This window comes from Parendozoicomonas callyspongiae (genome assembly GCF_023502345.1).
Taxonomy (GTDB): Bacteria; Pseudomonadota; Gammaproteobacteria; order Pseudomonadales; family Endozoicomonadaceae; genus Sansalvadorimonas; species Sansalvadorimonas callyspongiae.
Map to the genome: position 1 here is coordinate 251311 of NZ_JAMFLX010000001.1, position 16460 is coordinate 267770.

Annotated in this window: 14 protein-coding genes; 8 read left to right on the forward strand and 6 right to left on the reverse strand. The window is 48.2% G+C overall.

Features of this window, described 5'->3' with window-relative positions; translation table 11 throughout:
- The first annotated feature begins 461 nt into the window (after positions 1–461).
- The 4 genes from glyQ to M3P05_RS01115 all read left to right on the forward strand — a co-directional run bounded on the left by glyQ (position 462) and on the right by M3P05_RS01115 (position 4937).
- Positions 462–1424 (forward strand): glycine--tRNA ligase subunit alpha, encoded by a 963-nt coding sequence (gene glyQ, locus M3P05_RS01100; RefSeq protein ID WP_249697382.1) that lies wholly within the window; start codon positions 462–464, stop codon positions 1422–1424.
- Positions 1424–3514, forward strand: coding sequence for a glycine--tRNA ligase subunit beta (gene glyS, locus M3P05_RS01105; protein WP_249697383.1), 2091 nt, complete (start codon positions 1424–1426; stop codon positions 3512–3514). Before glyQ ends, glyS begins: the two co-directional genes overlap by 1 nt.
- 163 nt (positions 3515–3677) lie before the next feature.
- Positions 3678–4214: a D-glycero-beta-D-manno-heptose 1,7-bisphosphate 7-phosphatase gene (gene gmhB / locus M3P05_RS01110; protein ID WP_249697384.1), complete on the forward strand. Its 537-nt coding sequence runs from the start codon at positions 3678–3680 to the stop codon at positions 4212–4214.
- A gap of 6 nt (positions 4215–4220) precedes the next feature.
- Positions 4221–4937, forward strand: coding sequence for a lysophospholipid acyltransferase family protein (locus M3P05_RS01115; RefSeq protein ID WP_249697385.1), 717 nt, complete (start codon positions 4221–4223; stop codon positions 4935–4937).
- 32 nt (positions 4938–4969) lie between these two features.
- On the opposite strand, the gene M3P05_RS01120 is transcribed toward M3P05_RS01115, so the two are convergent.
- The 6 genes from M3P05_RS01120 to dnaA all read right to left on the reverse strand — a co-directional run bounded on the left by M3P05_RS01120 (position 4970) and on the right by dnaA (position 13375).
- Positions 4970–5911, reverse strand: a complete 942-nt coding sequence (locus M3P05_RS01120; protein WP_249697386.1) for a hypothetical protein — start codon at positions 5909–5911, stop codon at positions 4970–4972.
- A gap of 145 nt (positions 5912–6056) precedes the next feature.
- Positions 6057–6638: a D-sedoheptulose 7-phosphate isomerase gene (gene lpcA / locus M3P05_RS01125; RefSeq protein ID WP_249697387.1), complete on the reverse strand. Its 582-nt coding sequence runs from the start codon at positions 6636–6638 to the stop codon at positions 6057–6059.
- 53 nt (positions 6639–6691) lie between these two features.
- On the reverse strand, positions 6692–9106 hold the full coding sequence (gyrB, locus tag M3P05_RS01130) for a DNA topoisomerase (ATP-hydrolyzing) subunit B (protein WP_249697388.1): 2415 nt from the start codon (positions 9104–9106) through the stop codon (positions 6692–6694).
- 146 nt (positions 9107–9252) lie between these two features.
- A complete protein-coding gene (gene recF, locus M3P05_RS01135; RefSeq protein WP_249697389.1) occupies positions 9253–10395 on the reverse strand; it encodes a DNA replication/repair protein RecF in 1143 nt (380 codons plus the stop codon).
- Entirely contained in the window at positions 10395–11498 is a 1104-nt protein-coding gene (gene dnaN, locus M3P05_RS01140) for a DNA polymerase III subunit beta (RefSeq protein ID WP_249697390.1), read from the reverse strand. Before dnaN ends, recF begins: the two co-directional genes overlap by 1 nt.
- Before the next feature lie 50 nt (positions 11499–11548).
- Positions 11549–13375, reverse strand: a complete 1827-nt coding sequence (dnaA, locus tag M3P05_RS01145) for a chromosomal replication initiator protein DnaA (RefSeq protein WP_283777620.1) — start codon at positions 13373–13375, stop codon at positions 11549–11551.
- 515 nt (positions 13376–13890) lie between these two features.
- Between dnaA and rpmH the strand changes: the two genes are divergently transcribed.
- Genes rpmH through yidC form a run of 4 tightly spaced genes read left to right on the forward strand, consistent with a single transcriptional unit; the run spans position 13891 to position 16440 of the window.
- Complete coding sequence (gene rpmH / locus M3P05_RS01150) at positions 13891–14025, forward strand: 50S ribosomal protein L34 (protein ID WP_249697391.1); 135 nt, start codon at positions 13891–13893, stop codon at positions 14023–14025.
- An 18-nt stretch (positions 14026–14043) separates the two neighbouring features.
- Positions 14044–14463, forward strand: a complete 420-nt coding sequence (gene rnpA / locus M3P05_RS01155; protein WP_249697392.1) for a ribonuclease P protein component — start codon at positions 14044–14046, stop codon at positions 14461–14463.
- Between the two features lie 39 nt (positions 14464–14502).
- The gene (gene yidD, locus M3P05_RS01160) at positions 14503–14790 is read left to right on the forward strand and encodes a membrane protein insertion efficiency factor YidD (RefSeq protein ID WP_283777621.1); all 288 of its coding nucleotides are present in this window, start codon (positions 14503–14505) and stop codon (positions 14788–14790) included.
- A 3-nt stretch (positions 14791–14793) separates the two neighbouring features.
- The gene (gene yidC, locus M3P05_RS01165) at positions 14794–16440 is read left to right on the forward strand and encodes a membrane protein insertase YidC (protein WP_249697394.1); all 1647 of its coding nucleotides are present in this window, start codon (positions 14794–14796) and stop codon (positions 16438–16440) included.
- Positions 16441–16460: the final 20 nt, after the last annotated feature.

Here is a 16460-nt window from a genome sequence, read left to right on the forward strand (position 1 = left end):
GCATACTGGCGCATATAGCGGACACCCAGTTGAACGGATACTGCTTAAAAAACGCCCAACTTACAGAGCATACTCTATATTTGTCAGCCTGAATTTACAATCAGCTCAAAGGTCACTGTTCTAATTTATGCTCAATATTTACATTTATATACTTCCTGAAACCACACGGAGTTCGTTTATTCCCGCAAAGAAAACGATTTCCTAACTTATTTATTGCAAATTACTAAATCACATAGCCAACTTTTCTTTTTCAATGTGCTTGCTTAGAACCCTCCATATATCAGATATATTATTAAGATTTTTTCTCTGATTTTTACGTGTTTATGAACTTCAAGGCATATATCTTTCAATTTCTATGGACTTTCCCTGCCACTCTCTACAGGACTTCTAGGGTATAATCGCTACATTCTTACTTGTTCAACTTGCTTTATAGAGCTTTGGACCTAACTCGAGGTGGTACTGTGACCAATCAGAATGCGCCAGATGTCAGTACTTTTCAGGGACTGATACTCACCCTTCAGGAATTCTGGGCAAGCCACGGCTGTGTGGTGATGCAGCCTCTGGATATGGAAGTCGGGGCCGGCACATTCCACCCGGCCACTTTCCTGCGAGCTATCGGACCAGAAAACTGGAACGCTGCGTACGTTCAGCCCAGCCGTCGTCCAACAGACGGCCGTTATGGTGAGAACCCCAACCGTCTGCAACATTACTACCAGTTCCAGGTTGTGATGAAGCCCAACCCCGCCAACTTCCAGGATCTGTATCTGGACTCCCTGAGAGCCCTGGGTATCGACCCACTGGTTCACGATATCCGTTTTGTTGAAGATAACTGGGAATCCCCAACTCTGGGTGCCTGGGGTCTTGGCTGGGAAGTCTGGATGAACGGTATGGAAGTCACCCAGTTCACTTACTTCCAGCAGGCCGGTGGTCTTGAGTGCTATCCGGTTACCGGTGAGATCACTTATGGCCTTGAGCGTCTGGCCATGTATATCCAGGAAGTCGACAGCGTTTATGACCTGATTTGGGCCCGCGGCCCACAGGGCGACGTGACTTACGGTGATGTTTATCATCAGAACGAAGTCGAGCAGTCCACTTATAACTTTGAACATGCCGACACCAAGGTTCTGTTCGAACAGTTTGACTACTTTGAGCGTGAATCCAGGCGCCTGGTTGAACTTGGCCTGCCGCTGCCAGCTTACGAGTTCACCCTGAAAGCATCCCATGCATTCAATCTGCTGGATGCCCGCCATGCTATCTCCGTGACCGAACGTCAGCGTTTTATTTTGCGTGTTCGCACGCTGGCTCGCGCAGTCGCTCAGGCTTACTTTGATGCCCGTAAGAAACTGGGCTTCCCTCTGGCCGATGACAAAATCCGTGAAGAGCTTCTTATGAAAGATGAAAGCATGAAGCAGGAGAGCAACTGATGTCCACTCAGGATTTTCTGGTAGAACTGGGCACTGAAGAGCTGCCCCCAAAAGCTCTGCGTAAGCTCTCTAATGCTTTTACTTCCGGTATCGTCACTCGTCTGGAAATGGCCGGTCTGAAGTTCAGCAGCTACACACCTTATGCAGCCCCACGCCGTCTGGCTCTGCTGATCAATGACCTGGAAACAAGTCAGCCAGATAAAAACAGCGAGCGCCGTGGCCCAGCTGTACAGGCTGCCTTTGATGCCGATGGCAACCCAACCAAAGCCTGCCAGGGCTTTGCCCGCTCCTGTGGTGTTGAAGTCAGCAAACTTGAGCGCCTCGAGACTGATAAGGGTGCATGGCTGGTTTATCGCTCTGTTGAACAGGGTAAATCGACAAAAGATCTGATTCCGGAAATCATTACGGCTTCTCTCGACGAGCTGCCAATTCCCAAGCGCATGCGCTGGGGCAACAAGCGTACAGAGTTTGTGCGTCCTGCTCAGTGGCTGGTCACGCTCCTTGGTGAAGAAGTTGTTAATTGTGAAATTCTTGATCTGAAATCAGGTCGTGACAGCCGTGGTCATCGTTTCCACTTCAATCAGAATGTCACCATTAACAAGCCTTCTGAATACAAGTCCCTGCTGAAAGACACCGGTTACGTTGTTGTTGATTATGACGATCGCCGCCAGACAATTCAGACTCAGGTGAAGGCGGAAGCAGAAAAGCTTGGCGGCGTTGCCGTTATTGATGAAGACCTTCTGGATGAAGTTGCCTCTCTTAATGAATGGCCCTCCGCGCTGACAGGCCACTTTGATGAAGAGTTTCTGGAAGTACCGGCTGAAGCTCTGGTTTCTTCCATGAAAGAACATCAGAAGTATTTCCATGTGGTTGACCAGAAAGGTCAGCTGATGCCTTACTTCATCACCATCACTAATATCGAAAGCAAGAAGCCTTCCGAAGTTATCTCCGGTAATGAAAAGGTTATCCGTCCACGACTGGCTGACGCCCGTTTCTTCTTTGAAACAGACAAAAGGACGACTCTGAACGCCAATCGCGAAAAACTGAAACCTATCGTCTTTCAGTCAATTCTTGGCTCTCTTTATGACAAGACAGAACGTGTCGCACTTCTGTCGGCGTTTATTGCCGAGCAGGAAGATGGCAACAAGGACAATGCTAAAAGAGCTGGCGAGCTTTGTAAGTCTGACCTGGTTTCTGAAATGGTTCTGGAGTTCCCGGAGCTTCAGGGAATCATGGGCATGTACTATGGCCGTCACGACGGCGAGCATGACGACGTTAGTCGTGCACTGAACGAACAGTACATGCCACGTTTCGCTGGCGATGAGCTGCCTGCATCTCTGACTGGCTGCTCCGTAGCTATCGCTGACAAGATTGATACCATTACCGGTATCTTTGGTATCAAGCAGCCACCGTCTGGCAGCAAGGATCCATTCGCACTTCGCCGTGCGACACTCGGCGTACTTCGCATTATTGTTGAGAAGAAACTCAACCTTGACCTGCGCGCCCTGATTAATGAATCCATTGCCTGCTACAAGGAGCAGGGTGTAGATCTGCCTGCGGGTTCTGATCTTGCGGATACTGTTCTCGACTTTATGCTGGATCGTTTCCGCGCCTGGTATCAGGATGAGAAGATCGCAGTTGAGGTCTTCCTTGCTGTTCGTGCGCTCAAGCCATCCCGTCCTTACGACTTTGACAAGCGTGTTCGCGCCACTGCTGGCTTTATGGAGCTTCCTGAAGCTTCTGCCCTGGCATCTGCCAACAAGCGTGTATCAAACATCCTTGCCAAGGGTGGTGATATGGTCATTCCTGACAGTGTCGACAGCGCATTGCTGAAGGAAGCTGCAGAAAGGGATCTGGATATTGCTTTGGCTGAGTGTCGCAGCAATGTTGAGCCTCTGCTGGCTGCTGGTGAATACAACACTGCGATGAACAAGCTGGCGACTCTCAAGAACCCGGTTGATACATTCTTTGATCAGGTTATGGTGAATGCAGAGGACGAGCAGGTGAAGCTGAACCGTTATGCTCTGCTGAAGCAACTTCATAACCTGTTCATGCATGTTGCAGACATTTCCCTGTTACAAACGAGCTAATCGTTACAAAAAGGCTCAGAATGCCAACAGATACTCTATAGGATTTCTGGATAATGGCATGCTGAGCACAGGAGGGCACAGCCCTCCATAAGAAAAAGTGCGGCTACGGCCGCATTTTTTATTTATTATTTCCCCCTTAAGCCACTCTATGGACATCTATTAGATGAAGTTGATCATTCTCGATCGCGACGGCGTTATTAACGAGGATTCAGACAATTACATTAAGTCGGTAGATGAGTGGCAGCCAGTTCCCGGTAGTATCGAGGCTATAGCCAACCTTTCCAAAGCCGGCTTTACCATTGCAGTTGCTACCAATCAGTCCGGCCTGGGCAGAGGATATTACTCACAGCAAACGCTCAATGATATGCATGGCAAAATGCTTGGACTTGTAGAAGAGCAGGGCGGCAGCATCGCGTGCATTAAGTTTTGCCCACATACTCCTGTTGATAACTGTGATTGCCGGAAACCACAGCCTGGGCTTGTTCGTCAGATAGAGAAGGAGCTTGATGTCAGCTCTGCTGGAGCCTGGTTTGTTGGGGATAGTGCCAAAGATATCGAAGTAGCCCGTTCCTGTGATTGCCTCCCTGTGCTGGTAAAATCCGGAAAAGGTATGCGAACTCTGAGCTCAGGTATGGGTCTCAACGATGTTGCTATTTTCGATAACCTCCTTGCGTTTTCGAAGTCTGTTATCAGGGACTGAGTAAAGATGAAAGAACTGCTGCTCTGGCCAAGAACCATACTGTTTTACATTGTGATTACCCTGTGGACAATTCTGTGGTCCATATTGATTATCACAACCGTTCCTTTTATCCCCAAGCATAAGTGCCACCCTTTCTTTGTCAGGAACTGGGCGATTGTATCTATCAACTTATGTCGCTATATCTGTGGTATTACATGGCGTGTAGAAGGTGTGGATAACATTCCTGATAAACCCTGCATTATTGCCAGTAACCACCAGTCCCCCTGGGAAACTTTCTTTCTGCAGGTTCTGTTTTCGCCTCAATCCACAGTGATCAAGGAAGAGCTGCTTTCAATTCCTTTCTTTGGCTGGGCTTTCAAACGCTTATCACCAATCCCTATCAACAGGAAGGATTCCCGTTCAGCTATCCAGCAGGTGATAGAGAAGGGCACCGATAGTCTGAATGAAAATTACTGGGTACTGATCTTCCCTGAAGGCACTCGCCATCGCTGGCCAAAACTTGGCAGGATCAACCGGGGAACAGCGGCTTTGGCAAGACACTCGGAGGCCTGTGTTCTTCCACTTGCACATAACGCAGGACGTTATTGGCCCGCTGATAAGTGGTTGAAGCGTCCTGGTGAAATTACAGTTCGTATTGGACCAGCCATCTCCTCAACAGATAAGAGCACTCTTGAGCTTACAAATGAGATCAAGGATTGGCTCGGTACTTACCTTCCTCATTGAGCGTATGATGACCCCTTTTCCAATCGAAGGGGTCACATCCTTTGCTTGATCAGCAACAGCTTTTCTCGATCACTAGTTAGCTCCCTTAATTGCGTATGACAAATCTCTTCCTGCTCAAGAAGATGATTCATCTCGCCTGCTAAATATGGATAAGCTCTTATAAAATTATCCACTTCTTCAGCGTTGCGACATCCTTCCTTATGATACTCCTGTGTAGCTTCATACACTTTAATTTGTGTTTGAGTTTCAGCACTTCCATCTGGAGTTTCTTCAGTGCATTCACCGTTTGCACTGGCTTCAAAACAAGCGACTTGAATCTTGTCTTCGTATTCACTTACTTTCTCGATATCTTCATCCCAGTTTTGTTGGTTTTCTACCTTCATTTTTTTGAGGCTCTTCTCGTCAAAATCTCCCTCAAACCAATCTTCATCCCTAAACCAATCTTCAAGATCGTCCCTGCATCGTTTTAAGGCTTTATGCTGCTTATCAGAACTCTCTTCAAAGCCTTCAAGCTCTGCTTTCTGTAACTGAATAACTCTGTCGCACACCGCAACCTCACCCTTGTATCGACTTTTTACATAACGAACACCTCCAGACAAGAGTGGTGTTCCAACATTAATAGCTGCCTCAACCCCTATTGCTGGCAACAAGCCTGATGACATATATACACTGCCTACAATCAAGCCGTGGACCACCTTTGATTCTCCTGAGCTATTCCTCTTACGTGACTCAGCGCATCCTCTTTTGAATTCATCCAGGAGGAAATCTGATGTGACTTCATACTTATCCAGCAGCTTTCTATCCTCATCTGAGAGCTGCCTGCCGACAGCTCCAACAGAAATCTGTGCAGGATGATGTTGAACCTGATACTGCTGAAAGGTTCTGATTTGGTCGGGTTTGGTAGGTTTTCTTAAAGGCTGGCGCTGAAGCTGTTCTCTTCCGGTTAGCACCTGCCCATCACTCATATTAAACATATCGCTATCCTTGCTATATATATTCCTTTGTACAGCTTTTGACAGCAATTTCTGTTTTTTTCCTCAGATTATTAACAACCTTGTTAGATATTCTGACCACAAAAAAACCGGGCTAATGCCCGGTTTTATAAGGATTAATTTTTACTTATTCCATTAGCTTTTCAATTAAGCCAATTAAAATGTGGATAACTTTAATATGGACTTCCTGGATCCGGTCAGCATACCCGAAGTGAGGGACACAGATCTCAATATCCGCCATTCCTGCCATCTTTCCCCCGTCCTTGCCGGTCAGGGCAATAGTCTTTATTCCCTTGGCCTGAGCTGCTTCAAATGCCCGGATAATATTGCCGGAGTTTCCACTGGTGCTGATTCCCAGCACAACATCTCCAGAACGACCAACAGCTTCGAGATAGCGGCTGAAGACGTGCTCATAGCCGAAATCATTGCTGACGCAGGACAGGTGGCTGGGATCTGAAATCGCAATTCCAGCGTAACCAGGTCGGTTTTCCCGATAGCGCCCTGTCAGCTCTTCAGCAAAGTGCATGGCATCACAGTGAGATCCACCGTTGCCACAAGACATCACCTTACCACCCGCTTTGAAAGATTCAGCTATCAGCTCTGCCGCATTTTGAATCTTTACTAACTGGTTTTCGTCAGCCAGGAACTTGCTCAGGACTTCCTGTGCTTCATTGAGTTCTGACTTGATAAATGCCTGAAAATCACCCATTTACATCAACCTGTTATATAAAAGAGTCGGTCAAAACCGGCTCTTTTTCATTATTAAACGTCGAGGTTAGCAACCTTCAAAGCGTTACTCTCAATAAAGTCACGACGAGGTTCGACCGCATCGCCCATCAAGGTGGTGAAGATCTGGTCTGCCGCAATAGCATCTTCAACACTAACCTTGAGCATACGGCGGTTAAGAGGATCCATAGTCGTTTCCCAGAGCTGATCAGGGTTCATTTCACCCAGACCCTTATAGCGCTGAATGCCATGGCGCTTGGTAGACTCATTCATCAGCCAGTTCAGAGCTTGCTCAAAGCTGTCAACCGGTTGATTTCTCTCACCTTTCTTCACGAATGCACCGTTCTCAACCAAGCCGTTGAGTTTCTCACCCAGCTTGATAATGGCGGCATAATCATTCGAGGAGAAGAACTCCTGCTGGAACAGATAAACAGTTTCGAGGCCATGAGCATAGACTGTGACTTCTGGAAGATAGCTGTGCATCTCAGGATCTTCGATCAGGCGCATACTGATCTTGTCACCGTTGGACACTTTGTTTACCAAGGTGTCATTCAGCTCATTCACCCATTTCTCTACGATCGCTCTGTCTTTCAGATTATCTTCTGTCAGCTTTGGAGAGTAAATCAGTTGTTGCAGAACCTTCGCTGGATAGAGGCGTGATAAACGTTCAATAATTGCTTGAACGCTTCGGAACTCATAAACCAGAGATTCAAGCTGTTCATCCGCAAGCCCTGGAGCATCTTCATTTACATGCAAGCTTGCGCCTTCCAGCGCAACTGTAGTCAGGTGTTCTTGGAGCGCTTCATCGTCTTTCAGGTACTGTTCCTGTTTTCCTCGCTTCACTTTGTACAGTGGAGGCTGGGCAATAAAGATATGCCCACGTTCGATTAGATCCCGCATTTGCCTGAAGAAGAACGTCAATAACAGTGTCCGAATGTGCGCACCATCGACATCAGCATCGGTCATGATAATGATACTGTGGTAACGTAACTTTTCTGGATCGAACTCTTCTAAACCAATGCTGCAACCCAAAGCTGTAATCAAAGTACCTACTTCTTGGGAAGAGAGCATCTTGTCGAAACGAGCCTTCTCGACGTTAAGGATTTTCCCTTTCAGCGGCAGAATGGCCTGAGTTCTACGATCGCGCCCCTGCTTGGCTGAACCGCCCGCAGAGTCACCCTCCACTATGTACAGTTCGGAGAGGGCAGGATCCTTCTCCTGGCAGTCAGCCAGCTTTCCTGGCAGACCGGCAATATCCAGAGCACCTTTACGACGCGTCATTTCCCGGGCTTTACGGGCAGCCTCACGGGCACGGGCAGCATCCAGCATCTTGTTTACAACAAGCTTGGATTCCTGTGGGTTTTCGACCAAGAACTCGGATAGGGCCTTACCCATCTCCTGCTCTACCGCTGTCTTCACCTCGGAAGAAACCAGTTTATCCTTTGTTTGAGATGAAAACTTGGGATCAGGTACTTTTACCGAAATAATGGCAGTAAGGCCTTCCCGGGCATCATCGCCAGTTGTGCCTACTTTCTGCTTCTTGGCTATACCTTCAGACTCAATGTAATTATTCAGAGTTCGAGTCAGGGCAGAGCGGAAACCAGCCAGGTGGGTACCACCATCCCTGTTAGTAATGTTGTTAGTAAAGCAGTGGATACCTTCCTGGAAGCCATCGTTCCACTGCATGGCAACCTCAACACCTACGCCATCTTCGTGCTGCGTGGAGAAGTGGAAAACTTTATTAACAGCTGTTTTATTCTGATTAAGGTATTCAACAAACGCCTTCAGACCACCTTCATACATAAACTGGTCTTCACGGCCATCTCTCTCATCCTTCAGGTTGATGCATACCCCTGAGTTCAGGAAAGAGAGTTCTCTCAGCCGCTTGGCGAGAATATCGTAGCTGTAGTGGATATTGTTGAAGGTGTCTTCAGAAGGCCAGAATGTGACAGCAGTACCCGTTTGATCCGTTTCACCAACAACGTCCAGGGGTGCGCGGGGAACACCATGATCATAAATCTGCTGATGTACCTTACCGGCCCGGCGAATGGTCATCCGGAGCTCGCGGGAAAGGGCGTTTACAACGGATACACCCACGCCATGCAGACCACCAGATACCTTGTAGGTATTGTCGTCAAACTTACCGCCAGCGTGCAGAACCGTCATAATAACTTCTGCAGCCGACACGCCTTCTTCTTCGTGGATATCTGTTGGAATACCACGACCATCATCCCGAACGGTTACAGACTCATCTGGATGAATAATGACATCTATTGCTGAGCAATGACCCGCCAGGGCTTCGTCGATTGAGTTATCAACAATCTCAAAGACCATGTGATGGAGACCGGTTCCATCATCCGTATCTCCGATATACATACCAGGGCGCTTCCGGACTGCATCCAGCCCTTTTAACACCTTGATATTTGATGCGTTGTAAGTTTGATCACTCATTCCGCCACTCTCCAATAGAACCGCGCATATCCAACCGGTGACGATCTGTCCATGAAGATATTTCCCGGAAATATCTTTTCGCTCATGGCTGTCTCTTCCCGGTCCAGCTGGCAGCGTTTGGTTAAGTTATCCTTCGTCTACACATATCAGGGCAATACAGCAGCCCCGGCAGACCTTAGATGCTGCTCCAGATCTTCGGCGGCATCTTCAATTAGCGTTCCATGTTCTACGTGGAACATTTTTACTTCTGTATTCGGACTCCATATGGAGCCCAGAGAATCTTTTTCTACACAGGTTATAAACACCTGTGAATTCATTGTTTCGAGCAGTTGACAGAGTCTCTGCCGGTGCTGGAAATCGAGCTCAGATGGCAGGTCATCAATAAGATAGACACAACCATGGTTATTAAGGCTGGAGAACAACATTCCCTGGGCAAGTTTAAGAGCACAAACAACGATTTTCTGCTGCCCCCTGGATAGGCTGTCTACTGCAGCCACACCTTTGTATCTCACCCTTATATCCGCCCGATGAGGACCCCATTGGGTATATCCGGCTTCTGAATCACGGGAAAGCGACCTTATCAAAACATCTGAAAGATCACTCTCTTTATCCCAGCCTCTCTGGTAAGTCAGCTGAACACCTTCAACACCACAGAGGTTCTGAATTGCTTTATCGAACACCGGATTGAGAAGATCGAAGTATTTTTTCCGAAATTCGTCAATAAGTTTGCCATTTTGAGCAAACTCCTGATCCCAGACTTCAAGCAATGAACCGCTTATTTTACCATGACGGAGCAATGCATTCCGCTGTTTCATTGCTTTCTGTAATCTTTTCCAAACATCCAGGAATCGATGTTCTACGTGGAACACTCCCCAATCCAGAAACTGGCGTCGATCTTTGGGTGATCCTTCAAGCAACCGAAAGGTATCCGGGTTAATAACCTGCAGAGGAAGAATAGAGGCAAGGGAAGAAGTGAGTTTGTAAGATTCACCATTTATCTGGATTCGAAAATTCGACTCAAGATCACGACTTACCCCAATAGACCAGTTGGCCTTTTCGCTAGCCACCTTACCAAAGACAGTGGCCGCAGGCTGGCCATTCCTTACCACAGGCTTAATTCTCAACGACCGAAAGGAACGAGCCATACCCAGAAAGTAAATGGCTTCCAAAATACTGGTCTTACCGCTGCCATTGGCACCATGGATAATATTAATGGTCGGGGAGGGGAGGAGTGTTACGGATACCAGGTTTCTAATATCCGTAACCTTAACTGTCTGCAATGAGGACATTACAGACGCATGGGCATTACAACGTAAACTGAATCACTGTTCTCAGGCTCTTCAATCAGAGCACTGCTGTTTGGATCAGAGAGAATCAGCTTAACTGCATCACCACCAAGAACAGAGAGAACATCCAGCAAATAGCTTACGTTGAAGCCAATTTCGAGAGAGCCACCGTCAAAGTTTACAGTTACCTCTTCCTCTGCTTCTTCCTGCTCTGGGTTGTTCGCCATGATCTTGACAGTATTCTGATCCAGAATCAGGCGAATACCACGGTATTTCTCATTGGAGAGAATAGCCGCGCGGTTCAGGGCAGAACGCAGGGTCTGACGATCGCCTATAACAAACTTATCTCCGCCGCGGGGCAGAACACGCTCATAATCCGGGAACTTACCGTCAACAAGTTTGGAGGTGAAAATAAAATCACCTGTGGTCGCGCGGATATGGTTGGCACCGAGAGTGATATTCACAATCTCTTCACCTTCAGTCAGAAGACGCGCCAGCTCCAGAATACCCTTACGGGGAACGATGACTTGGTGGCGCTCCTGCTGGCTGATATCAGCATCAACGGTGCACATGGCCAGACGGTGGCCATCGGTGGCAACGGAACGCAGGGCATGCTCACGAACCTCCAGCAGCATGCCGTTCAGGTAATAGCGAACATCCTGCTGAGCCATGGCGAAACCAGTACGGTCGATCAGGCGACGCAGGCGAGACTGATTCACGGAGAAAGAGAAAGAGCCAGACTCTTCTTCAATGCTCGGGAATTCATTGGCAGGCAGAGTGGACAGAGTGAAGCGAGAACGTCCGGAACGGAAAATCACTCGCTGCTCTTCTACCTGGAAGGTAATCTCGCTGTCTTCCGGGAGAGACTTACAGATATCCATTAACTTCCGGGCAGGAACAGTAATCTCACCACTTTCTGCTGGTTTATCCAGATGTACACGGCCAACCAGTTCTACTTCCAGATCGGTACCGGTCAGAGACAGGGTGTCGCCTTCAACTACCAGCAAGACATTGGACAGTACGGGCAGTGTTTGCCTGCGTTCAACGACTCCAGCAACCAACAGCAGTGGCTTAAGCAGGGCTTCCCGGTTAATGGTAAATTTCATTGTTTCCTTTCTCGCCTCTAGCTAAGGAAATTCGTCAGTCATTGGATAAGTTAACTGGTGAGTGACCGAAGCAGATTCTTGTGATCTTCGGCTATTTCACTATCCGTTTCACACAGTTGTTTCACCTTGCGACAAGCGTGTAACACTGTTGTATGGTCACGCCCTCCATAGGCGTCACCAATTTCCGGCAAACTGTGGTTTGTCAGTTCCTTCGACAGAGCCATGGCAATCTGCCTTGGGCGGGCAACAGAACGACTGCGCCTCTTAGACAGTATGTCCGAAATTTTAATCTTGTAGTATTCCGCAACAGTTCGCTGGATATTGTCAATACTGACTTGCTTATCCTGTAAAGCTAACAGGTCTTTCAGAGATTCACGAATCAGGTCAATATCAATTTTGCGACCCATAAAGTGGGCGCTGGCAATCACTCGTTTAAGAGCACCTTCCAACTCACGAACATTGGAGCGAATACGTTGTGCAATAAAGAAGGCTGATTCATGGGGTAAATCAACTTTAGCCTGCTCAGCCTTCTTCATAAGAATGGCAACGCGGGTTTCCAGTTCCGGCGGTTCAACCGCAACTGTCAGTCCCCAACCGAAACGTGATTTCAACCGCTCTTCAAGACCGGATATCTCTTTTGGATAACGGTCACAGGTCAGAATCATCTGCTGACCACCTTCAAGCAACGCATTAAAGGTATGGAAGAACTCTTCCTGAGAGCGCTCCTTGCCAGCAAAAAACTGGATGTCATCAATCAGCAGTGCATCAACAGAACGGTAATAACGCTTGAAATCATTAAAAGCGTTCAGCTGTATTGCTTTCACCATGTCAGCAACAAAACGCTCTGAATGCAGATAGACAATCTTGGCATCAGCATTTTGTCGAGCCAGGGCGTTACCCACAGCATGCATAAGGTGGGTTTTACCCAAACCAACACCGCCGTACAAAAAGAGCGGGTTATAAGCAGCCCCAGGGTTCTCAGCAACCTGTCGCGCTGCTGCCAGTGCAAGCTGGTTTGATTTACCTTCAACAAAGGAATCAAAGATAAAAGTTCGGTTCAGAGAACTTGTATGCTTGATACTTCCTTCCACTTCCACAGTGCGTTCCTGACGGGGACGCGGAGGAGAGGAAGGGATTGGCCGGGATTCAGCATACCCCTGTTGAATTCTGTGCTGAGCAACAGGTTCCTGATCAGATGCAACGGAAATAACTGATTGTGAAGAAACAGGTTCCAGATTATCAGCTTTTTTCCTTAGCGGATTATCAGAAATCTGTCGTCTAACTGGCGCGTGAGTAACACCGCGTTCATTATCACTGACTTCACCTTCACCAGCCAGTTCCTTTTCCAGCTCAGCTGCGGTTTTTGTGGATCTGGAAGAAGAGAGTGCCTCACTCTTGCTTTCAGAAACCGGCAGCGCTTGATGACTGGAAAGATCCAGATTGGTCTGGCCATTATGCTCAGGCGAGTCGTCATGGTCTGTTTGACTGAGACGGTTCCTCAAAGAAGCCGAGCGAGAGTTTGCCGATGACAACGTGGAAGAGCTGCTACGGGAATTGCCTGCAGCAAGGCTACGTCCTCTGGACGACTGCCCGCGAAAACCACCAAAAGAAGGCCGACGGTTACTGACCCCAAGAGCAATCGCTGGAGGGTTACCGTCTGACAGTTCGACTAAAACTTCTTCGATACGAGGCAAGTACTTGTCTTTAACCCAATCGAGGACAAACCGGTTTGGCGCCAGAAGACACAACTCATCGTGGTCTGCCATGACTTTTAACGGGCGCAACCAGGTATTGAATTGCTGTGAAGGCAATTCATCCTGAAGGATTTCCATGCACTTTTGCCAGAGTTCACGAGGCACTGGGATAACTCCGGTCATTGAACGACAGTTGTCTATATAAATATTGATAGTTACACCATTTTATCCCGTTAAGAAAATGTTATCCACACCGTTAATAACGATGTTTGATGGGAATATTAATTTTTTATTACTTTTTTCATGTAGTTAATGACCAGGCATAACACCGAAAGGGGATGAGAGGAAATATCACAACCTGTGGATATCTCTGTGCAAAACCACCTGAACAATTACTTAGTAAAAAGATAAATATGACCAGAAAGCCCATGATAGAGGGCTATTCCAGCCCCGTAATCTGTGAACATTTCACAAACCAGCTAAATGAAAACCGAGGGTTCGTGGTTACATTTTTGGAGAAAAATGGTACGAATGATCCAAAAATAATTGTAACAGCCCGTTGATTTCCACCAACCCATGTCAAATTGTGTGCCCCATATACATCTTTTAAATTGACGCTATTTCCTGTATTCCCTAAAATTGCGCGTCATTTTCCTTTTTCATAGTTTCCGAGTGAAACACCAAGGGTAGATATCACCATGAAAAGAACTTTTCAGCCTAGCGTTCTGAAGCGTAAGCGTACTCACGGTTTCCGTTCCCGTATGGCCACCAAGAATGGCCGTGCCGTTTTGGCTCGCCGTCGCGCCAAGGGCCGTAAGCGTCTGTCCGCTTAATAGCTCTCAGGCCTGCATATGATCTTCGGGTTCAGCCGTAACCTTAGGCTGCTGAAGGCATCTGAGTTCAAACGGGTCTTTGACAAAGCTGAGATAAAAGTTTCCGACAAAAATCTTCTTATCCTGGCAAGAAGGAACACCCTTGGTATTCCTCGACTGGGTCTGGTCATTGCCAAAAAGAACATTCGTACTGCGGTTGCCCGTAACAAGGTCAAACGCATTATCAGGGAAACATTTCGACTGAGTCAGAACAGTCTTCCGGAGCTGGACTATGTTGTCCTTGCTCGGAAGGGCCTGGGTGAACTTGATAACAGGCAACTGCACAGCCTGCTAGACAAGCAGTGGTTGCGCGTTAAAAAAAGGTCAGGACAACGTGATACGAGCCAAACCAGGCCGGGCACCAAAGCTCCTGCCAAGGCACGAACCCCTGTAGATTAATCCTCCGCAGGGGTTAGCCATATAAAAAAGGTACAGAACATGTTTAATCCGCTCAGGTCTTTAGTTCTGTTACTGATAAGGGGTTACCAGTACGGAATCAGCCCCCTTATGGCCAGCCACTGCCGTTTTTCCCCTTCCTGCTCCTCCTATGCCAGGGAAGCCATCACCGTTCACGGGCTCCTCAAAGGCGGTTATTTCTCCTGTCGACGACTTCTTCGCTGCCATCCGTGGCACCAGGGAGGCTACGATCCTGTACCTTCGTGCAAAGGCAGTCAGACAATGAATAAGGCGGAACCGGACACTACCAACCGTTTCGATGGCCATTAAATCATGGATTTGCAACGCACCCTCTTAATCGCGGGTCTGGTTGTTGTGGGATACCTGACGGTGCTGCAATGGAACCAGGACTACAATCAGCCACCAGCTGTCAGCCAGACTGAAGCCCAGCTTCCGGCAACCAGTGCTCCTGCTGTACAAAGCACGTCAGCAACCTCTGATGCTCCAGATCTTGCTCAGGATTCTCTGCCTGACACCAACGACTCAGCGCCTTCTGCTGAACTGGTCACTGTAACCACCGACACCCTGATCATGACAATTGATACCCGTGGTGGTGACATTGTCCGTATCGAGCTTCCAAAGTATCCACGAGTCAAAGGCCAGACAGAACCTTTCGTACTGCTGGAAAATACCGCTCATCGTACTTTTATCGCCCAGAGTGGTCTGACCGGCGCAAATGGTCCTGACCGCCTTGGCAAGCCTGTCTACAACTCAGCCAAAACATCTTACTCCCTGGGTAACAGCCAGGAGCTGAATGTTGACCTGACCCTGAAGGCAGATAATGGTGTCAATATCACCAAACGCTTCGTCTTCACCAAGGGAACCTATCAGGTCAAGGTTGATTACCGGATTCAGAACAACAGCGACAGCACCTGGAGAGGGAATTTCTACAGCCAGCTGAAGCGTGACAACACTGAAGACCCAAGCCGTGAAATCAGCAGCTCCGGTAATATCAACACCTATCTGGGTGCTGCTGTTAAAACCGAAGAGAAGCACTACGAGAAACTGGATTTCTCTGATTTCACTGACTCTCCCTTCAAGGAAAAGGTCAAGGGTGGCTATGCCGCTATCGTGCAGCACTACTTCGTAACTGCCTGGGTGCCTAACCAGAACCAAGTAAATACCTTCCAGACTCGTGTTTACAAGGGCGATAACATAATCAGCGTGGTCGAGCCGACTGTTGAAGTTGCTCCCGGCCAGACAGAGACTGTTGGAGCCACTCTTTACGCAGGTCCAAAGAACCAGGAAGTACTCGAATCTCTGGCTCAGGGTCTGGATCTGACCATCGATTACGGCATGCTGTGGTGGTTTGCCAAGCCACTGTTCCTGCTGCTCAGCTACATCCACTCCGTACTGGGTAACTGGGGTTGGAGCATTATTACCCTGACCATAATCGTGAAGGGTCTGTTCTTCCCGCTGTCGAAGGCCAGCTACACCTCTATGGCCAAGATGCGCAAGATCTCTCCGAAGATGCAGGCTCTGAAAGAGAAGCATGGAGAAGACAAGCAGGCGCTGTCCCAGGCCATGATGAAGCTGTACAAGGATGAGAAGGTCAACCCAATGGGTGGCTGTCTGCCAATCCTGGTTCAGATGCCGGTATTCATTGCCCTGTACTGGGTACTGATTGAATCTGTGGAACTGCGCCATGCTCCATGGCTGGGCTGGATTCACGATCTGTCCCAGATGGACCCCTACTTCATTCTGCCGCTGATCATGGGTGCTTCCATGTTCGCACAGCAGCTTCTTTCTCCAACACCTCCTGACCCCATGCAGGCTCGTGTGATGAAGCTGATGCCGGTGATCTTTACCTTCTTCTTCCTGTGGTTCCCTGCCGGTCTGGTACTGTACTGGGTAACCAACAACCTGCTGTCCATTTCTCAGCAGTGGTACATCACCAAGTCAATCGAGGCCCAGGACTGACCAGGTTCATCTGATTGACG